General features: G+C 75.8%; 2 protein-coding genes. Both read left to right on the top strand.

The features are described from left to right. Positions 1-459: AfsR/SARP family transcriptional regulator (locus RIF68_RS34280; RefSeq protein ID WP_309055376.1), on the top strand; the 459-nt coding region annotated here is incomplete at its 5' end. Positions 460-665: 206 nt separating this feature from the next. Next, the coding region (locus tag RIF68_RS34275; RefSeq protein WP_309055374.1) for a GAF domain-containing protein at positions 666-2,423 on the top strand (1,758 nt) is incomplete at its 3' end.

Below are 2,423 nucleotides of genomic sequence, written 5' to 3'. Positions count from 1 at the left end.
GCGGGCCCCCGGCTCCGCCTGGAGATCGAGCGCCTCGAAACCTCCCGGCTCAGCGTGCTCGACCAGTGGGTGGAGGCGCAGCTCGGCCTCGGCCGGCACGCCGAACTCCTCTCCGAACTCCCCGGGCTCGTCGCCCGCTACCGCACCAACGAGCCCCTGCACGCCCACCTCATGGTGGCGCTGCTGCGCTGCGGCCGGCACGACGAGGCCCTCGCCGTGTACGAGGGGTTCCGCGCGACGCTGCACCGGGAAGGCGGCATGGAGCCCTCGGCCCGGCTGCGCCGGCTGCACCGTTCCGTCCTCGCCCTGCGGAACACCGCGGGCCGCACCGCGTACGCGCTGGTCACCGCCACCGGGCCGCAGGGCCCGCAGCTCTCGCAGAGCCCCCAGACGCCGTACGTGCCCCCGCAGTACAGCCCCGCGCGCCACCGGCTCGTCCCCGCGGGCTCGCCCGTCTGACGGCCCTCCGGTGCGCCGCCCCGACCCCGCTGACGGCACCTCACGACGGCTGAGCCCAGGCCCCTTCGCGGGACCCTCCGGCCGTCCGGCGGGAATGAAGTGCCGCAGGTCACCGTTGACCGGCTTCCCGAGCCGAATTAGTTTCGGCGAGGAGTACGGGTTTCCTCCCTGGTGCCCGATTTCGCTGGACTACGGGGGTTGGACTGATGAACGCGTACGGCGCTGACGGTGACGGCGGTGCCGACGACGCGCTGCTCACGGTCCTCGAACTCCTCGCGGGCCACACCCCGCACGGCACCTCCGCCCCACCCGGCTCCCACACCCCGCACGGCCCGGCCGCCGACGCCGCGCTCGACGATCTCCTCGGCGGTCTCGTGGCACGGGCCCGCCGCCGCGGCGCCCCCGCCGCCGAACTCGACCGCCTGGAACGGGCCGTGCGCCTCGCCGAGGACATCCGCGCCGAACGCGCCGACGCCGCCCGGCGCGAGGCCGCGCTCACCACCCTCACCGACACCGCCCGCGACCTCACCTTCTCGTACGACCTGGACAGCCAGCTGCGCCTGATCACCCGCCGCGCCCGGAGCCTGCTCGGCCTCGACATGGCGTACGTGACACTGCGCGGCCCCCACGGCGCCTGCTACATCCGCACCACCGAGGGCTCCCGCACCGGCCCGGACACCGGGCCGGGCCTCGGACTCGTCGCCGGACTGCGGCTCGCCGAGGGCAACTGCCTCGGCAGCGTCGTCCAGCGCGAGGGCGAACCGGTCTGGACCCCCGACTACCCGGCCGACGAGCGCTTCTCCCCCGCCGACACCGCCGTCGGCGCGGACGCCGCCGACCCCGGCGACGCGGCCGTACGGGCCGAGGGCCTGCGCGCCATCATGGCAGTGCCGCTGCGCAGCGGCGACGCGGTGATCGGTGCCCTGTACGGGGCGGACCGGCGCGTCCGGGAGCACACCCCGCGAGAGATCGCGCTCCTCTCCGCCCTCGCCGACCTCGCGGCCCTCGCGGTCGAGAAGGCCGGGCTCCTCGACCGAACCCGCGCCGAGGTCTCCGAACTGGAGCGGGACAGCTCCCGCGTCCGCACCAGCCTCACCCGCATGCGGCACGTCAGCGAGGCCCACAGCCGCATCATGAACCTGGTCCTCGCGGGCGGCGACCTGTGCAACGTGGCCAAGGCCGCCGGCGACGCCCTCGACGCCACCGTGATGATCCGCGACCCCGGCGGCCGCTGCCTGGCCACCACGGGCGGGGCCGGCATACCCGACCTGGACGAGGAGGCCGTCGCCAAGGCCTCGCTCGACGCGCACGCCCGCCGCCGGCCCGTCCTCGCCGGCGAGGACACCTGGGTCGCCCCCGTCATCGCCGGCTCCGAGGACCTCGGCGGCCTCGTCATCCGCGCCGCCAGCGGACTGACCGGCGAGGACGAGCGACTCGTGGAACTGGCCGCCCAGTCCGTCGCGTTCCTCCTCCTCATGCGGCGCTCCACGGCCGTCGCCGAGGGCCCCGTCCGCGACGAGCTCCTCGACGACCTCATCGCCGACCCGCCGCACGCCCCGCAGCAGATCGCCCAGCGGGCCCGCCGACTCGGCGTCGACCTGCGCAAACCGCACGTCCTCGTGGTCGCCAGGCCCGAGGGCGGCGAGCAGGGCCGGGCCGTGGTGTGGGCCTCCTCGTACGCCTACCGGCTCTCCGGCCTCAAGACGGTGCAGGGCGGCTGCATCGTGCTGCTGCTGCCCGGCCTGGACCCCTCGGCCGCCGCGAAGGCCGTCTCCGAGGAACTCTCCCCGCTCCTCGGCCACCCCGTCTCGGTGGCCGCCGCCGGGCCCGGGCACAGTCCCGACGGGGTCGGCGCCCTGTACGCGGAGGCCGGACGCTGCCTCGACGCCATGAGCGCCCTCGGCGGCACCGGCTCCGCCGCGGCCGTCCAGGACCTCGGTTTCCTCGGGATGCTGCTCTCCGAC

Source organism: Streptomyces sp. (assembly GCF_031178505.1).
GTDB lineage: Bacteria > Actinomycetota > Actinomycetes > Streptomycetales > Streptomycetaceae > Streptomyces > Streptomyces gulbargensis.
This window is presented reverse-complemented; position numbering and strand designations above follow the sequence as displayed.